Raw genomic sequence first — 16,137 nt, forward strand, 5'->3', positions numbered from 1 at the left:
ATAGAAAAGCAGCGTGTGGAATGCAGCTAAAACTAACAGTTGTTGTACAGTGAAACAACTATATATGGTATTTTTTGAAGGCTGTACCGACATTCGTTTAGCGTGTGGCCTCGGCGAGAATTAGTACGGTTGAGCTGCAGGAGAGAAGCAGCAAAACTCCGCCGGATGCTGCATCTTGCCGGTAGTTCCGCCCCCCGTATTCTGTTCCGTATGCAAACCACCACGCAGGCTGCCCAAGCCACTACCGGTACTGTACCCCTGGCCGAGGCCTCCCAGCCCGGCCGCCTCATGAGCCTCGACGTATTCCGGGGCCTCACCGTCATGGGGATGATTCTGGTAAACAACCCCGGCGACTGGGGCCACATCTACGCCCCGCTGGAGCACGCCCACTGGCACGGCTGCACCCCCACCGACCTGATTTTCCCCTTTTTCCTGTTCATTGTGGGTGTCAGCATTACCTATGCGCTGGACGGGGCCCGGCAGCAGCCCGCCACCCACGGCCGCACCATGCTGCGGGTACTGAAGCGGGCGGCCATCCTGTTCGGGCTAGGGCTGTTTTCGGCCTTGTTTCCGAAGTTCGATTTCAGCATGGTGCGTATACCCGGGGTGCTGGCCCGCATTGCGGTAGTATTTCTGGTGTGCGGCGTGCTATTCCTGAAAACCAACCGCAAGCAGCAAATCGGGCTGCTGGCCTTTATCCTGATTTTCTACAACGTACTGATGCAGCTGGTGCCAGTGCCCGGCTATGGCCCCGCCAACCTGGAGGCCGGTACCAACCTCGGGGCCTGGCTCGACCGCACGGTGCTGGGGGAAGCCCACCTCTGGAAGCAAAGCCGCACCTGGGACCCCGAAGGGCTGCTCAGCACGCTGCCGGCCGTGAGCACCGGGCTGCTGGGTATGCTGGCGGGCCAGTGGCTGCGCCGCCGCGAGGTAGAGCCCGCCACCCGCGTAGCCTGGCTGTTTGTGGCCGGGGCGGGCTGCGTGGTGCTGGGTATAGTCTGGAACGGCTGGTTTCCCATCAACAAAGCCCTCTGGACGAGTTCCTACGTACTCTACACCGGTGGGCTGGCACTGGCGCTGCTGGCGGGCCTGTACTGGCTGGTGGATGTGCAGCAGTACCGCCGCTGGACGCTGCCCCCACTGGTGTTCGGCGTCAATGCTATTACCGCGTTTTTCCTCTCGGGCCTCATTCCGCGGCTGCTGAACATGGTAAAAATAACCGGGGCCAACGGCCAGGAAACCGGCCTGCGCAACTGGCTCTACGATACCCTGTTCGTGCCCTATTTCAGCCCCATCAATGCTTCCCTGGCCGGGGCCATTACCTGCGTGCTTATCTGGTTTGTGGTGCTGTGGCTGATGTACCGGCGCAATATCATCATCAAGGTGTGAGGCTGAGAGGATTCAATAGGTTAGCACGTCATTCCGGGCCCGCCGAGGAATCTCGCGTGCTGATGTTGAAGTGGTATTGTCATGCAGAGGCGCAGCCGAAGCATCTCGCGTGCTAAAGTTTGAATAGTACTACAACGTCAGCACGCGAGATTCCTCGGACCCTGGCTTGATGCGCCACATGCTCGGAATGACGTGCTTACCCCATCACCCCATCACTTCATTACCTCAATTCCTCATCACCACCTCAACATGCCCGCCGATAAACCTGCCCGTTTACTTTCCCTGGACGTTTTTCGTGGGCTGACGGTGATTCTGATGCTGCTGGTGAACAATGCCGGCGACTACACCCAGTATTACCGGCCGCTGGCCCACGCGCCCTGGCACGGCTGCACCCCCGCCGATTTGGTATTCCCGTCGTTTGTGTTCATCCTGGGCGTGGCGTTGGTGTATGGGCTGGCAGCCATGCGGGCGCAGCCGGAGCGGCACCGGGCGGCTATCGGGCGCATCATTCGTCGCGCGCTGGTGCTGCTGGTGCTGGGCCTGCTGATTGGGTTGATTCCGTACTTCTACTTCACCTCGTTCCGAATTCCGGGGGTGCTGCAGCGCATTGCGTTGGTATACGGGGTGTGCGCCGTGCTCTTCCTGAAAACCACTTGGCGGCAGCAGGTGTGGATTGGAATCGGGCTGTTGGTATTCTACAACGTGCTGCTGCAGATGGTACCGGTGCCGGGAATCGGCCCTGCGAACCTGGAGCCCGCCACCAATCTGGGGGCCTGGCTGGATAAGCGCCTGTTCACCGTCCACCATATCTACCTCAAAGAGCAGGGCTGGGACCCGGAATCTGTGCTGGGTACGCTGCCCTCTATTGTAACCGGGTTGCTGGGTGTACTGGTGGGGCAGTGGCTGCGTCGGCCGGGGCCCGATGCTACCACTAAAGCCGTGTGGATGCTGGTGGGCGGCAGTGGGTTGGTGCTGGCGGGCCTCGTCTGGAATGGGTGGTTTCCCATCAACAAAGCTCTCTGGACGAGCTCCTACGTGCTATACGCCGGCGGCATCAGCGTGCTGGTGCTGGCCGTGCTATACTTTCTGGTGGATGTGCAGCAGTGGCGCGGGGCCTGGACCAAGCCGCTGGTGGCCTGCGGCAGTAATGCGCTGCTGGTGTTCTTTCTACCCGAAGCCTTGGAGCGCCTGCTCACCCGCCTGAAGCTGCACGATGCCCACGGTACCGTGTTTTACGCCCGCGACTGGCTGTATAAGCACCTGTTCACGGCCCACATTGCCAACCCGTACCACGCTTCCCTGGCGTATGCCGTGTGCTACACACTGGTATGGATAGGCATTTTGTGGGTGCTGTACCGCCGTCGGATCTTCTTTACAGTGTAGCCCCGGCCGACTGCCCGCCCAAATTTTCCGTACTTCGGGTATGAAATACTGCTGGATATTGACCGCCGCGCTGGCCCTGACTGCCTCCGCAACGCAGGCGCAGACAACTGCTCCCACTACCGCCACTGCAGCCCAGTCGCCCCTATCGGCCAGCCAGCGCAAAGCCGCCGAGGAACTGCTGGCCGCTACCAACGCCGAAAAGAACCTCACCACATCCATCGACCGGATGCTGGCTATGCAGATTGAGCAAAATCCCGGCATGAAGACGGTGGAGCCCGAAATGCGTGCTTACATTACCAAGTACATGAGCTGGAGCGCCATGAAGGAAGACATGGTGCAGCTCTACGCCCGCGAATTCACCGAGAAAGAACTGAAAGAACTAGCCAAATTCTACCAAACGCCCATCGGCCGCAAAACCATCGACAAGATGCCCCAACTGATGGCTGCCAGCATGGAAATCGGCCAGCGCCGTATGCAGGAGCACCTACCGGAGCTACAACAGGCCATTGCTGAAAAGATGAAAAGCCAAGCCCCAGCCGACGTGAAGTAGCCGGGTGGTTACGCTAAAGCTACCGTCATTGCGAGGACGAAGGACGAAGCAATCCGTCCTTCACCCAGTTCTCAGCCCTGACCTACTTAAAAGCCCCTGACGCCAGTTCGGACGTTAGGGGCTTTGTGCTTCTTTAAGGCTTCGCATTCTGCAAAGGACGGATTGCTTCGTCCTTCGTCCTCGCAATGACGGTGGCTGCCTCGCCGTGATACTCACGCTACCACTGGTAGCCGTCAAAATCCTTGCGGAGCTGGGTTTTGAGCAGCTTACCGGTAGCAGTGTGCGGTAATTGATCCACAAACTCCACGGCCTCGGGCACCCACCAGCGGGCCACTTTGCCGTCGTAGAAAGTCAGGAGTTCCTCTTTGCTCAATTCCTGATTGGGCTTGCGCACCACTATCAGCAGGGGCCGCTCGCTCCATTTGGGGTGGGGCACGCCAATGACGGCGGCTTCAGCCACGCTGGGGTGGCCGATGGCCAGGTTTTCCAGCTCAATGCTCGAAATCCACTCCCCGCCCGATTTGATGACGTCCTTGCTTCGGTCGGTTATCTGCATGAAGCCGGCGGGGTCGATGGTGGCTACGTCGCCGGTGCGGAACCAGCCATCCTGGGTGAGGTGGCCGGGCTCGGTGCCGAAGTAGTCAGCCACGATGAAGGGGCCGCGCACCAGCAGGTCGCCGAAGGCCACGCCGTCGTGGGGCAGCTCCCGGCCTTCGTCGTCCACAATCTTCATATCTACGCCAAAGATGACGCGGCCCTGCTTGGTCTGGATGGCAAACTGCTCATCGGGGCTGAGGCTGAGCTGCTGAGGCTTGAGCGTGCACACGGTGCCCAAGGGCGAGGTTTCCGTCATGCCCCAGGCGTGGCGGATGGTCACGCCCAACTCCTCATCGAAGGCCCTCAGCAGCGCCGGCGGGCAGGAGGCGCCGCCTACAATCATCTGCTTCAAGGAAGAAAACCGCAGCTGCTTTTCGCGCATGAAGGTGAGCAGCCCAAACCAGATGGTGGGCACCCCGGCCGAAAACGTTACGCCCTCCGTCTCGAACAGCTCGTAGAGGCTGGCCGCATCTAGCCCCGGCCCCGGCAGTACCAGCTTGCAGCCCACCATGGGCGCCAGGTACGGAATCCCCCAGGCGTTGACGTGGAACATGGGCACCACGGGCAGAATCACGTCGCGGGCCGAGCAGTTAAAGCAGTCGGGCATGGCGGCGGCGTAGCTGTGCAGCAGGGTGGAGCGGTGCGAATATAGCACGCCCTTGGGCTGGTCGGTGGTGCCGGAGGTGTAGCACAGCGAAGAGGCCGTGTTTTCGTCGAACACCGGCCACGCAAACGCGCCGCTTTCAGCGGCTAGCAAGTCTTCATAACAGCGCAGGTCGGGCAAGGTGGTAGCTTCCGGCATGTGGGCCCGGTCAGTCATCAGTACCCAGGCTTCCACGGTGGGGCAGCTGGGCGCCAGCTTTTCCACCAGCGGCAGGAAAGTCAGGTCGAAGAACAGCAGCCGGTCCTGGGCGTGGTTGATGATATACACTAACTGCTCCGGAAACAGCCGCGGGTTGCTGGTGTGGCACACCGCACCCGAGCCCGAAATGGCATAGTACAGCTCCAAATGGCGGTGCGTGTTCCAGGCCAGCGTGCCCACCCGGTCACCGCTCTCAATACCCAGTCGGCGCAGAGCGTTGGCCAGCTGCCGGCTGCGGCGGCCCAGGCCGGCGTAGGTGGTGCGGTGCAGGCCGCCTTCGGGCAGGCGACTCACAATTTCCGTGTCGGCGTGCCATTTCTCGGCGTGTTCCAGCAGCCCCGCAATGCGCAGGGGGGTGTTCATCATGAGGCCTTGTAGCATGGTCTGGTGGGGGTGAATGTGGGATATGTAGTATCAAGCGGGAAGCGCTTCGTTGTATTCAGCCGAAAATAGATATCCTAAGAACTACGCTCATCTGTGCAATGACAATCATTGCCAGCGAATATCAACACGCTTTATATAAAAACGCCCTAACAAAGCTGCTAGGGCGTTTTTATATAAAGCGTGTTAATGTGCATTACTACACTGGGAGAAACTGAGAAACATTCAATGAATCCAGCTGTTTCGGTGGGTTTCGGAGAGCGGCCATCAGCGGAGCCACAATCAGGCTGGCATTTGCTGAAGCGTGCAGAAGGTCATTGTGCTGCCAAGCATAATACAGATATAGTAAAAGACCAGGAATTACCACAAAGCTCAATGCCCGTGCGATGCTATAAAGCCAGGGCTTCTCCCCGCCCAATACTTTACAGCTGGAGGTATGAAGCGTAACCTGTTGCAGGAGCGTCGTGACGAAAGCTTTGTATCCGGAATTCTGGTACTCAGACTTTCCAGGGCCCGTCATCTGGTAGCTTGTGAAATCCAGTGTTTCTGCGTTTTGCACATGTATATAGCAATGATAAACGCTTTGGGCTGGTTTCACTGATTGCTCATAGAGCCGGATTGTAGTGAGAGCTGAATAGGGCACGATGCGTGTAGGTTCGCCCGGCACTGCCAGGTGAATACCATCAGACCACAATGACCAGATGACAGGGCGAATGTGTGAATGCCCAGCCCGGGCAAACTCAAATTCAGTTAATAACTGACATGGGGTGTCAAGAGAATCCATTCGTTACTCCTCCTTCGGAACGGTACTTTCCACTTCCTGCTTTTGCGCTTGCCGCACGCTTTGCAGGGCAATCTGGAGCAGGTTGCTCCGCACGCTCAGCTCGGTGAGCTTGTTGTTGCGGCGGGTGGGGTTTACGCGGTTGGTGAGTAGAATGCAGAACAGCTCTTCCTTGGGCTCCACCCAGAAATAGGTGCCGGTAAAGCCGGTGTGGCCGTAGCTCTGCTGGGAGGCCAGCGGGGCCGAGTTGATGGCCGGGTTGGCAGTGGGGCGGTCGAAGCCCAGGGCGCGGCGGTTATCGGGGCAGAACTGGCAGCGGGTGTACTCCTGCACGGTTTCGGCTTTCAAAAGTTGCTGCCCGCCGTAGCGGCCGTTCCAGGCATACATCTGTACTAGCTTGGCTAAATCAGTGGCGGAGCCGAACAGGCCGGCGTGGCCGGAGAGGCCGCCCAGCAAGGCCGCGCCTTCATCGTGCACGGTGCCATGCAGCTGGCCGTGACGGAACAGGGAGTCGTACTCGGTGGGCACGATGCGGCTGAGCGGGAAACGGCGGGTGGGGTTGTAGCCCAGTGTAGTAGCGCCCAGCGGCCGGTACACCTCATCCGTTACAAACTGGTTAATCGGCTTGCCCGACACGCGCTGCACAAAGCGCGGGTACAGAATGAACGATAAATCAGAGTACACGTAGCCCGGCTTCTCGTTCAGCGGCGACTCCGCAATGGCCTTCACAATGCGCTCCGGGAAATCCTTGCGGGCCCACAGGCCGGGCCCGGCCGGCAGTGGGAACCGCGCCGATGAATCGGGGCGGAAGTAGCGGCGGTTCAGCTCCGAGGGCTTCGTGGCGGATACCTCTTTGGCTTCGGGGCTTTTGCCGAGAATCGAGTTGAAGAAGCCGTGGGGCTTGGTGTAGTCCTTCCAGAACGGAATCCAGGCTTTCAGGCGGGCCTGGTGGGTGAGTACGTCGCGCAGCTTCAGGTCCTGTTTGTTGGTGCCCATTAGCTCGGGAAACAGCTGGCCCATCGTCATGTCGGGGTTGAATTTGCCCTCGTCCTGCAGCTTCATCAAGGAAGGCAGCGCGGCCGATACTTTGGTCAGGGAAGCCAGGTCGTACAGGTCGTTGCTCTGCACGGGGCGGGCGGGCTTGCCGGCCTCGGGGTACCACTGGGTACCGTAGTTTTTGCGCAACACCACGGTGCCGCGCCGGGCAATTAGTACCTGTCCGCCGGGGAAGGCCCGGGCGGCAATGGCGGCCTGCATCATTGAATCCACCCGGCTTTCCAGGTTGTTGTTCATGCCGACCGCCTCGGGGAAGCTGTAGCGCAGGCGGGTGCCGCCCTGGGTGGCTAGGCCTGTGCCGTAGGAATATCGGTCGGAGATGGTAACGGGCAGCTTGCCGCTGGCCGAAATACCGCCGAAAATCACCTCGGCGGCTACTTCCTGAGCGTTCTTGCTTTCCTGATAGGCCATTACCACGGCGTCGGCGCGGTCCAGGTCGCGGAGCTTGGCGGCGGCGTAGGCCGAGCCGAACACCGAGACAATCAGCCGCTGACCTTTGCCGCCCAGCTCCCGCAGCAGCACGTTGGTTTCGGGACTTACCCCAAAGTTGGTTGCGGGCAGGCGGCCCAGGTTGTTTACCCCAATCAGCACGGTGTTGTAGGCTCGCAGGGTTTCGCGCATCCGCGTCAGCTCGTCCATGGTGGGCGTGGCGGGCAGCCAGAAGTGGCGCACCGGGGCATAATCGGCCACCATGCGCTGGAAGTCGGTGGTATCCTTGGTGCCGATGGTGAGGGTGGCCAGCCGCAGCGTATCGAGGCGCTGCAAAGGCAGCACGCTTTTCTGGTTGCGCAGCACCGTTACGCTCAGCTCCGTGAGCTGGCGGCTGAGGTACTGGGCGTGGGGCGTGTTGAGGTCGGCCGTGAGGCCCGCCAGGTTGATGGGCCGGTATTTATTCAGACCCGCCCACTGTTTCAGGGCCAGTACCTTGCGGCAGCGCCGGTCAATTTCGGCCTGGGTCAGCTCACCCCGATTAATGGCCTCCCGCACCATGCGCAACGCCAGCGGAATGTTCTTGCTGAACTCCAGAATGTCGTTGCCGGCCACCAGGGCCCGCACATCGGCATCACCGGGCGGGTACTTGCTGATAACGCCCTTCATGTTCATGGCATCGGTGAAGATGACGCCTTCAAACCCTAGCTTCTGCTGCAGCAAGCCCTGAATGATGGGTTTGGAAAGGGTGGAGGGCAGGCCCGTCGTATCGAGGGCCGGAATGTTGAGGTGAGCCACCATCATCCCCCCAATGCCGCGCTTGATCAGGCTTTTGAAGGGGTAGAGCTCCAGCGTGTCAATCCGCTTCCGGTCGATGCGGAGCAGGGGCAGGGCCAGGTGGGAGTCGGTATCGGTGTCGCCGTGGCCGGGGAAGTGCTTGGCTACGGCCAGCACGCCCGCGTCCTGCATGCCCTTCATGTAGAGGTAGCTTTTCTCCGTCACGCTTTCCCTGTTTTCGCCCCAGCTCCGGAAGCCGATGACGGGGTTGGCGGCGTTGTTGTTCACGTCAATCACCGGGGCAAAATTCACGTGCATACCCAGGCGCTTGAACTGCGCGGCCACCTCGGTGCCCATGTCGTAAATAAGCTGGTTGTCGCGCACGCCGCCCATACTCATCTGGTAGGGGAAGCGCACCACGCTATCCAGGCGCATGCCCACGCCCCACTCGGCGTCCATGGCTACCAGCAAGGGCACTTTGCTCTGGCTTTGGTAGCGGTTGAGCAGGCGGCTCTGGCGCACCGGCCCGCCCTGAAAGAAAATCAGCCCCCCAATACCGTATTGCTGAATCAGGGTCGAAATGGAGTCCTCATCGATGCGCTTCCGGTTGGAGTAGGCCGCCACCATAAACAGCTGGGCCACCCGCTGGTCAGGCGTAAGCGTCTGCATCACCGAATCAACCCATAAAGAATAGAATGCTTCCTGCTCAAATGGAATGGGAGCATTCTTTCCTCGAAAAATTCTTGGTGGAACAAATCGATTTTTCCCACTTACCGCAACCACGGTAGCCGGGGCAGCTGGTGTTGCGCGTCGTGCGGCTGGCGCTGCGGAGCGCGCTTTGCGTACCGGGGGCCGGCGGGCTACGGTACGGGTGGTTGTGCGGGCAGAGGCTTTTTTGCGACGACGCTGGGCAGAGCCAGTATCGGGGCTGAGCAATACCAGCGCCAGCAGCAACAGGGAAAGAAAGCGGGAGAAGGACAAAACGGCGGAAGGCAAAAGGTGAGGCTGCGAAGTTAGCCGAACCAGGGCAGGAACCGACGTACAGGTTCCGGGCCCCGAGGAAGTTGGCTAACGGTTCAAGTTAATTTCTTCGGTGTAAAACACCTGCCCATCGTCGCCGCGCAGGGAGGCCGTAACGCCCAGCCGCCGCCCGTGGGGGCGAAACTGGAATAGAGCGTAGTGTTTTTGATTCACCAGAGGCCCTACCCGGTACTGGTTGGGCTCCGAGGTATTATGCGTGGCCGGGTGAGTGAGGCCACTGGAGGTTATTTCGTACACCGGCCGCTTCAGGCCCGCTACCGGTACCCGGGATATTTCACCGATGTGCCGGTCGCCGCTGATGAGCAGTACGCCTTTCGGTTTGGTGTCCTTGAGCAGGGTAAGCAGGCGCTGCCGGGCCACCGGAAAATTGGCCCATTTCTCGAACCGGTGCTGGTAAGGCAAAAACTGAATACCCGAAGCAATGATGTGGGCGTCGGCATCGGAATTGGTAAGCTGCTGCCGCAGCCAGGCCCATTGTGTCTCGCCCAGCACGTCGCCGGTGGGGTTGGGGTGGTACACCAGCGCCGAGTCGCGGAACAGCGGGTCCTGGAAATACCGGTCATCTAGCAGAATCACCTTCACCTTTTTCTTGCCTACGGCATACTCATACGAGGCGTAAATACCTTCCTGCGTGCGGCGCGGACTGCCGGCGGGCTCCTGCAGAAAATCCAGGGCTAGCTGCTGGTTTTGGGCTTTGAAGGGGTAGTTCTTGTCGCCGTCGTTACGGCCGTAGTCATGGTCGTCCCAGGTGCCAATTACCTGGGTGCCCTGCTCGCGCAGGTGGCGGTAACCGGGCTGGTTGAACTCGGCCGCGTACTTGGCCCGCAGCACGGCGGGGTCATCGGAGTCCCCGTAAATATTGTCGCCCAGCCAGATCCATACGTTGGGCTGGTCGTGGGCAATATCGTCCCAGAGAGGCTGGGGTAAGTCGTGACGGTTGCAGGAGCCAAACGCAATGCGCAACTCGGTGGTGGCCGGTGGTACGGTTTGAGCCTGAGCCACCTGGCCCGCCAGTAGCAGGGCACTGGCCGTCTGTAAGCCAAGCAAAGTCGTTTTCATAGACTAAAGATGCAGTCAGAACCACAACGCTGCGCCCTAAACGCCAAAAACTCAACTAATGGGTGCCAGTCCGGATACTTTTTCCCGTTTCGTGGGTTTGCTACCTATGCCAGTTCGCCGCCCCACCGACCGCCCCACGCATTTTTCCTCGTCCGATGCCCGCCTGCTCAAAGGCATTGCCATCGGCATTGGCAGTTCCTTCCTCATTGGGCTGCTGCTGATGCTGCTGGTGGCTTTTCTGGGATAATGCGCCAATAAAACGGCCCCGCGCTTACACCCCGAACAGGGCTATAAGCGCGGGGCCGTTTTACGGCTACTCAGTGCTTCGTTAGCGCACCACGGACCCGTTACGCAGGCTGCGGGCAGGTTGAGGGGCGGGTTTCTTCACCATGGTACCGAAAGCGCCCTTCTTCTCAAAAGCACTAATTACTTCTTCCTCGGCGGGAGTGCGCTGCACCACGGGGTTGTTAGCCCAGAATTCGGGGTCGTAGGGCTTGGCCCGGATAGCATCCAGGTCCCGGTCGGTGAGGCTGGCGCGGGCGTAGGGCAGGTTCTGGGGCTTGCTGCTCTGCTCAAAGAAATACGTGAACGACGACACGTTGATGGCCAGGGGCTGCTTGCCGGGCTCGGTGAGGTTGGTGGTCAGGTCCATTTTCATCAGCTCCAGCGGGGCCACTTCGCCCTTGCCATTGGTGGGGTGAAACGCCATTTCAATAGTCAGCTTGGCGTCGTCGAACTTCTGGCGGGGGTTGTTGGTGCTGCCCGTGAAGTTGGGCTGCGTCATACGGTAGCGCACTACCTGGTAGTTCTCAATATCAATCCACACGGTACCTTCGGCGCGGTATTTTATCTCGGGGCGGGTTTCAAAGTGAATTTCGGCCACGCCCCCAGTAGAATCCTCGCCCACAATGCCTTTCAGCTCTAGCAGGTAGTTTTTCTCCACGTTCGGACTCAGCAGGGCCAGTGATGTAGTGCTGTCCTGACCGGGGTCGAACAGGCCAAACTTGCGGGTGTATACCGAGAAGTTGCTCAGGTTGATGGGGGCCTGCACAGCGGCGTAGCGGCCCTGGGCCAGGGTGGTACCAATGATGCGGGCGGGGTTCGATTTCACGTTCCACACCACTTCCTGCAACTCGGTTGGCTGACCATCAATGCGGGTAATCTGGCGGTAGAAGGCTTTGCCGTAGTAATTGCGGCGGTAGTTGCGCTGTAGGTTCCGAAAGGCGCGGTCGGCTACTTGAAACGGGAAGCTGGCCACTTTCACCTCCGGCAATACCACCGTAGCTTCGGCCAGCGTAACGGTAATAGGGGCAGCGGCTGAGGTAACCCGTAGCGTATCCTTCACGTGGTTCAGCTCCGAAAACAGCAGCGTTACGGGCAGCTGCTTCACCACCAGTGTAAACTCACCCTCCAGGTTGGTGGTGGTGCCGTTGGTAGTGCCGGGCACGGCTACGCTGGCGAAGGGCAAGGCCTCCTGGGTGTCTTTGTCGCGCACCACGCCGCGCAGCTGTACCTGGGCCTGGGCCAGCTGCGCGAGCAGCAGAAACAGGAGCAACGGGCCCAGCACGCGGCCGGTGCGAAGAGAAGAGGGAAAGAAACGGGAGCGGCGAGTGGCTGACATAAGCAGGAAAGCGGATGAAACGGCAAGGTAGCTTGCGGATAAACGCGCAGCCAACCCAAAACCGTGCCCGCTTACACAAAAGTAGCCGCCAAACGCAACAGGAAGGCACCTTTTCGGGTAAGTAGTCCTACCTTGGGCCGCGGCAGCCGGCGCTGGCCGGCCGCCGCGGCCTTTCCACTCATTCTGCCTTTTTACTCCCATGCTGAAGCGAGATTTTCTGAAAAATGCCCTGCTCACGGCCGTTGGGGCCCTGGTAAGCCCCGCCGTGCTGGCCGCCGCTCACGAGGAAAAGTTGCTGCGCGAAGCCCGCGCCACGCCCATTGCCGATGGCCCCTTCACGCTGCCCGCGCTGCCCTACGCCTTCAATGCCCTGGAGCCGCACATTGATGCCAAAACCATGGAAATTCACCACGATGCGCACCACAAAACGTACGTGTCGAAGCTGAATGAGGCCGTGGCCGGCAAGCCTGAAGAGAAGATGAGTCTGGCCCAACTGCTGGCTTCCGCTAGCAAGCAGCCCGATGCCATCCGCAACAACGCCGGGGGCCACTGGAACCACTCGTTCTTCTGGCAGATTCTCTCGCCCAAGGGAGGGGGACAGCCTACCGGCGGCTTGGCCGCGGCCATCAATAAAGACTTTGGCTCCTACGACAAATTCACGGAGGAATTCACCAAGGCTGCTACCGGCCGTTTCGGCTCTGGCTGGGCCTGGCTGATTTACGATAAGAAAGCTGGCAAGTTGATGATTACCTCCACCCCCAACCAGGACAACCCCCTGATGGATGTGGCCGGTATCCAGCGCGGCACGCCTATTCTGGGTCTTGATATGTGGGAACACGCCTACTACCTCAAGCACCAGAACAAGCGCCCCGACTACATCAAATCCTTCTGGAACGTGGTCAACTGGGGCGAGGTAACCAGCCGCTACGACGAAGCCCGCAAAGGGTAATTTGCCTATTACGCACTAACGCACAAGAGGCGTCCTCCATGGGGAGGACGCCTCTTGTGCGTTAGTGCATAGGTTTATCGGTCGTTGGCGGCGCCCAAGCCCTTCTCAATCTGTGAACTGATAAAAGCGAATAGCTTCTCCAACTCAGCCGGAGCACCTTCTTCCACCCGCACCGTTTTCACAAATCCATCCGGATAGGTAATGGCCAGCGTGGTGGAGGGCAGGTCAGCGGCCCCGCTGGAGTATTCCGCTTTGAAATTGCGGAAGTGGCTGGTTTCAGCGGCCTGCATGATCTGGCGTATTACCTCCGGGCCGAGCATCAGCTCCCGGTTGCCTTCGACGGGAGCGTACTGCAGGCCTTCGTACTGCATCCGGCCATCGGCGTACAGCCGGGCGGTATAATGCGGGCACTTGCCAAAGCACGGCGTCTTACCGAAAACAATAACCGGCCGCGCCTGAATAACTTCAGAATCACTAGGCACGTCCGCCGGTTGCCCAACAGGCATACTGGACGGCTGAGTGGGGCCGGGTACCGGAGCCGGGGCAGGCACTGGTGCCGGGCTTGGTACGGGAGCCGGTGTAGGGGCTGGAGCGGGTGTTGGCATCGGTGCGGGAGCAGGTACCGGCGCAGGTGACGGAGCAGGGCTTGGGGCGGGAGCAGGAGCCGGCGCGGGCGTGGTAGGCGCAGGGGGCGGTACCGGCTTAGGCGTTTTTATACCACCAGTTCGGGGAGGAATGGACGGCGCCGGGGAGGGCGCCGGGCCACTTGGCGTTTCGCGCACTGGTCCGTGGCGGGGCGGACCGGGTGGCGGAGGCGGCGTTTGACGCCCCGGCCCGTTCGGCTGCGGAGCCGGGTAACCGGGTTGTGGTGCCGGGTAGCTGGGCTGAGGAGCTGGGGATGGAACCGGCGCTGAGGCCACCGGCGGGTACTGTCCCTGGCGTGGCGGGCCGGGTACCTGCTGCCACTGCCCGGCGGGCGGGTTTCGGCGCGGGCCGTTGCTGGCCACTGAGGCATCGGTGGCGGCGGGCACATAGTAGTTGATGGTGCAGGCTGGTAAAGCTGCCGCGCCCAACAGTGAAACAACCGAAAGTAGTAAAGAAGTACGCATGGGAGAGGAGAACAGAAAAGGGACAGTAATATAGTTGAAACCCTATAGCCAAACTTGGTGCCAGATATAAAAATACCCCGCAGCTTTTCGGCTGCGGGGCATCTTAGGGTAACTCAGGATGCGTACTTAGGAGCGGCGCGTCTTGCGGGGCTTCTTCGGCGAGATATCCGAAGCACCGGTGCCGGGCTCTACGTCCGAGTCATCATCGGAAGAAGCGGCGGTGGGGCGGCCGCCCTGCCGGGCCTGAGCTTCGCGCTCCTGGGCTTGCTTCATGGCGTCCTGCAGGCGGGCGGCAAAGCCGGAAGGCTTCTTATCCTTATTCTTCTCCTTGTTGGCTTCCAGCTTGGCCCGTACCGAGGCATCGTCCACGAAGCGGCGGGTAATGGCCTGCTGGGCCATCGTTACCAGGTTCGATACCAGATAGTACCACGTGAGGCCCGCGGCAAAGCTGTTCAGCACAAAGAAGAACACTACCGGCATCAGGTAGCTGTAGAACTTCATGGGGCCCTGCATGGCGCTGTTGCTCTGGTTGCTCTGGTAGGTCATGGCCAGCGTCGACAGCGTCATCAGTACCGTGAACAGGCTGATGTGGTTGCCCAGGAACGGTACCGTGAAGGGTAGCTTAATCAGGTCGTCGTAGGTGCTCAGGTCGTGGGCCCACAGGAACGACTGTTGCCGCAGTTCAATGGCGTTCGGGAAGAACTGGAACATGGCAAACAGAATCGGAATCGTCAGCAGCGTGGGAATACAGCCGCTGAGCGGGTTCACGCCCATGCTCTGGTGCAGCTTCATGGTTTCCTGCTGCTGCTTCACCTGGTCGTCGGGGTACTTCGCCTTGATGGCGTCCAACTCAGGCTTCAGCACCTTCATCTTGGCTTGGCTCTCGTAGGTTTTGTACGTGAGCGGCCAAGTAACCAGCTTAATCAATACCACCAGCAGCACAATGATGATGCCGTAGGAGCTGATGAACTGCTCCAGGAAGTGGAACACCGGCAGTACCACAAAGCGGTTTACCCAGCGGAACAGGCCCCAACCCAGGTACACGTTCCGGTCGAAATCGGGGGCCACGTCCTTCAGGATGTTGAAGGAGTTCGGGCCAAAGTAGAAGCGGAAGTTGGCTTTGCCCTGCTGCACGTCGGCGGCCGGAATGGCCAGCGTGGTGCTCAGGGTTTTGATGTAGGTAGTATCGTTCAGGTCAACCGTGGAGTTCAGCTGCCCCGACGAAAACTCGTGGTCGGCCACAATACCAGCCACGAAGAAGTCGTGCTTGTGCGCCACCCATTTCAGCGGCTCCGTTACCTTGATTTCCTCGGGCTTCTCCGAGGCTTCGGCCAGAGCGGTATGGTCGCCGGAGGCCAGGTAGCGGTTGATGGTAGTGTGGTTGCGGTTCTGCTTGCGGTCCTGCTCGGTTTGGCGCACGTTGTCCACGAAGGTGAACGTAAGCGGCTCCTGGGCCACGGCCGAGTTCAGACCGTTAAAGCGCAGGTTATAGCTCAACTCGTAGCTGTTGGCGGGCAGGGTGTACAGCTGCTCAATCTGGCCTCCGGCCACGTCGGCCACGAAGCGCAGCGCATTGCTGCCCTGGGGTTCGGCCCGGAAGTACAGGTCGGAGAGCTTTACCTGCCGGCCATCGGTAGTGCGGAAGCGGGTATCCAGCTGGGCACTTTTGGCGTCGAAAATATCCAGCGGCTTGCCGAAGAACGTCTTGTAGTTGTTCAAGCGCACGGCTTCCACGCGGCCGCCTTTCGAGGAAAACGAAACCGTCAGCCGGTCGTTTTTCAGCTCAGTGGTTTGGGCCGTGCCCTGGGCCGCAGCGGCGAAGGTGCCCAGCTGCCGGGCCAGCGCCGCTGAGTCGGCGGGAGCGAGGGCAGCGCCGGGAGCAGTAGCAGTGGCCGTGGTTTTGGCGGGGGCAGCCTTTTCCGGTTCCGGCTTGGGCGCAAACTGCAGGTAAATCAGAAGCAAGGCGGCCATCAAGAAGACGCCAATTGCTGAATTTCTGTCCATTTAGGTACTGGTGAAGCAAACAAAAAGAGAAGCAGGGCTGCCAGCAAAAATCCGGCAACCCTGCTGCAAAGGTCGGTGTTGTCAGGCGAATATTTTTCGCACCGGCGTATTTGTCAGATAATCTTCAGCTGTTAGCTCTTGGCTGTTGG

Annotated in this window: 12 protein-coding genes; 5 read left to right on the forward strand and 7 right to left on the reverse strand. The window is 60.1% G+C overall.

Going from position 1 to position 16,137, the window contains the following annotated elements; translation table 11 throughout:
* The first annotated feature begins 210 nt into the window (after window positions 1-210).
* The 3 genes from LF252_RS01065 (at window position 211) to LF252_RS01075 (ending at window position 3,322) form a co-directional block, all read left to right on the forward strand.
* On the forward strand, window positions 211-1,389 hold the full coding sequence (locus tag LF252_RS01065) for an acyltransferase family protein (protein ID WP_226266368.1): 1,179 nt from the start codon (window positions 211-213) through the stop codon (window positions 1,387-1,389).
* 249 nt (window positions 1,390-1,638) lie between these two features.
* Window positions 1,639-2,772 carry an acyltransferase family protein gene (locus LF252_RS01070; protein WP_226266388.1) on the forward strand — a complete coding sequence of 378 codons (1,134 nt, stop codon included), beginning with the start codon at window positions 1,639-1,641 and terminating at the stop codon, window positions 2,770-2,772.
* Window positions 2,773-2,812: 40 nt separating this feature from the next.
* Window positions 2,813-3,322, forward strand: a complete 510-nt coding sequence (locus LF252_RS01075) for a DUF2059 domain-containing protein (protein WP_226266390.1) — start codon at window positions 2,813-2,815, stop codon at window positions 3,320-3,322.
* Between the two features lie 217 nt (window positions 3,323-3,539).
* On the opposite strand, the gene LF252_RS01080 is transcribed toward LF252_RS01075, so the two are convergent.
* The 4 genes from LF252_RS01080 to LF252_RS01095 form a co-directional block, all read right to left on the reverse strand.
* Complete coding sequence (locus tag LF252_RS01080) at window positions 3,540-5,162, reverse strand: 3-(methylthio)propionyl-CoA ligase (RefSeq protein WP_226266392.1); 1,623 nt, start codon at window positions 5,160-5,162, stop codon at window positions 3,540-3,542.
* Window positions 5,163-5,361: 199 nt separating this feature from the next.
* Window positions 5,362-5,946, reverse strand: a complete 585-nt coding sequence (locus LF252_RS01085; protein ID WP_226266397.1) for a hypothetical protein — start codon at window positions 5,944-5,946, stop codon at window positions 5,362-5,364.
* A 3-nt stretch (window positions 5,947-5,949) separates the two neighbouring features.
* Window positions 5,950-8,874 (reverse strand): glycoside hydrolase family 3 N-terminal domain-containing protein, encoded by a 2,925-nt coding sequence (locus LF252_RS01090; RefSeq protein ID WP_226268697.1) that lies wholly within the window; start codon window positions 8,872-8,874, stop codon window positions 5,950-5,952.
* A 399-nt stretch (window positions 8,875-9,273) separates the two neighbouring features.
* A complete protein-coding gene (locus LF252_RS01095; RefSeq protein ID WP_226266399.1) occupies window positions 9,274-10,305 on the reverse strand; it encodes an alkaline phosphatase D family protein in 1,032 nt (343 codons plus the stop codon).
* Between the two features lie 106 nt (window positions 10,306-10,411).
* Between LF252_RS01095 and LF252_RS01100 the strand changes: the two genes are divergently transcribed.
* On the forward strand, window positions 10,412-10,552 hold the full coding sequence (locus LF252_RS01100) for a hypothetical protein (RefSeq protein ID WP_226266401.1): 141 nt from the start codon (window positions 10,412-10,414) through the stop codon (window positions 10,550-10,552).
* 81 nt (window positions 10,553-10,633) lie between these two features.
* On the opposite strand, the gene LF252_RS01105 is transcribed toward LF252_RS01100, so the two are convergent.
* Entirely contained in the window at window positions 10,634-11,926 is a 1,293-nt protein-coding gene (locus tag LF252_RS01105; RefSeq protein ID WP_226266403.1) for a carboxypeptidase-like regulatory domain-containing protein, read from the reverse strand.
* Window positions 11,927-12,125: 199 nt separating this feature from the next.
* Here LF252_RS01105 and LF252_RS01110 point away from each other — a divergent pair, with 199 nt between their 5' ends.
* Window positions 12,126-12,875 carry a superoxide dismutase gene (locus LF252_RS01110; protein WP_226266405.1) on the forward strand — a complete coding sequence of 250 codons (750 nt, stop codon included), beginning with the start codon at window positions 12,126-12,128 and terminating at the stop codon, window positions 12,873-12,875.
* Between the two features lie 74 nt (window positions 12,876-12,949).
* Here LF252_RS01110 and LF252_RS22720 read toward each other — a convergent pair whose 3' ends face one another.
* Complete coding sequence (locus tag LF252_RS22720) at window positions 12,950-13,984, reverse strand: DUF6438 domain-containing protein (protein WP_262904824.1); 1,035 nt, start codon at window positions 13,982-13,984, stop codon at window positions 12,950-12,952.
* A gap of 126 nt (window positions 13,985-14,110) precedes the next feature.
* Window positions 14,111-15,988 carry a membrane protein insertase YidC gene (gene yidC, locus LF252_RS01125; protein ID WP_226266407.1) on the reverse strand — a complete coding sequence of 626 codons (1,878 nt, stop codon included), beginning with the start codon at window positions 15,986-15,988 and terminating at the stop codon, window positions 14,111-14,113.
* Window positions 15,989-16,137: the final 149 nt, after the last annotated feature.

It is taken from the genome of Hymenobacter pini (genome assembly GCF_020421205.1).
Taxonomy (GTDB): Bacteria; Bacteroidota; Bacteroidia; order Cytophagales; family Hymenobacteraceae; genus Hymenobacter; species Hymenobacter pini.

Coding starts and splice junctions, on each gene's coding strand:
- LF252_RS01065 (WP_226266368.1), top strand. CDS start 211: ATGCAAACCACCACGCAGGCTGCCCAAGCCACTACCGGTACTGTACCC.
- LF252_RS01070 (WP_226266388.1), top strand. CDS start 1,639: ATGCCCGCCGATAAACCTGCCCGTTTACTTTCCCTGGACGTTTTTCGT.
- LF252_RS01075 (WP_226266390.1), top strand. CDS start 2,813: ATGAAATACTGCTGGATATTGACCGCCGCGCTGGCCCTGACTGCCTCC.
- LF252_RS01080 (WP_226266392.1), bottom strand. CDS start 5,162: ATGCTACAAGGCCTCATGATGAACACCCCCCTGCGCATTGCGGGGCTG.
- LF252_RS01085 (WP_226266397.1), bottom strand. CDS start 5,946: ATGGATTCTCTTGACACCCCATGTCAGTTATTAACTGAATTTGAGTTT.
- LF252_RS01090 (WP_226268697.1), bottom strand. CDS start 8,874: ATGCAGACGCTTACGCCTGACCAGCGGGTGGCCCAGCTGTTTATGGTG.
- LF252_RS01095 (WP_226266399.1), bottom strand. CDS start 10,305: ATGAAAACGACTTTGCTTGGCTTACAGACGGCCAGTGCCCTGCTACTG.
- LF252_RS01100 (WP_226266401.1), top strand. CDS start 10,412: ATGCCAGTTCGCCGCCCCACCGACCGCCCCACGCATTTTTCCTCGTCC.
- LF252_RS01105 (WP_226266403.1), bottom strand. CDS start 11,926: ATGTCAGCCACTCGCCGCTCCCGTTTCTTTCCCTCTTCTCTTCGCACC.
- LF252_RS01110 (WP_226266405.1), top strand. CDS start 12,126: ATGCTGAAGCGAGATTTTCTGAAAAATGCCCTGCTCACGGCCGTTGGG.
- LF252_RS22720 (WP_262904824.1), bottom strand. CDS start 13,984: ATGCGTACTTCTTTACTACTTTCGGTTGTTTCACTGTTGGGCGCGGCA.
- yidC (WP_226266407.1), bottom strand. CDS start 15,988: ATGGACAGAAATTCAGCAATTGGCGTCTTCTTGATGGCCGCCTTGCTT.